Annotated in this window: 1 tRNA gene; it reads right to left on the reverse strand. The window is 60.9% G+C overall.

Going from position 1 to position 562, the window contains the following annotated elements:
- Window positions 1-147: 147 nt before the first annotated feature.
- Window positions 148-223, reverse strand: a tRNA-Trp gene (locus tag ACNOHI_RS25375).
- Window positions 224-562: the final 339 nt, after the last annotated feature.

A 562-nucleotide genomic window follows, 5' to 3' on the forward strand; every position in this document is an offset into this window, starting at 1 on the left:
CCGGGGGTGCGGCCGCACGCTCCGCGACCAACTTCGCCGGCCTGTAAGGCCGCGATTTCTTAACGGTGGACGTACCGCCCACCTCGAAATCGCTAAGCACACTTAGCCGCGAGCCCTTGCTTTTCAAGGGCTCGCGGCCAGTTCGCTTGGCAGGAGTGGAGGGACTCGAACCCACGGCATTCGGTTTTGGAGACCGACGCTCTACCAACTGAGCTACACTCCTGCGAGGCGGCCGCCATTAGCCCGGCTAGCCGGTCGGGACAAGACCCAATTATGTGATTTCCGCATATAGTTCGAAAGAGCGCTTGCCGTGCTCCCCGCGCCGACATTGACCCCCGCCCGACTCCCGCGTATAGGCCGCCGCTGCACGAAGGGGATTTCTCGGGATTCGGGACATGTCCGTCGGGCAAGCTTGAACATTGCTGGATGCGAATAGGGCCGGGCGAAAGCCGCAAAGGCCCCTTTTTGTATTCCGAAGTGCTGTGATGGCTCCAGCAAAGTAACCTCATGGAAAGGTGAAGGCTTCAATGCCGACGATCAACCAGCTGGTCCGCAAGGGCCG

The organism is Noviherbaspirillum sp. ST9, assembly GCF_048799745.1.
Taxonomy (GTDB): Bacteria; Pseudomonadota; Gammaproteobacteria; order Burkholderiales; family Burkholderiaceae_D; genus Noviherbaspirillum.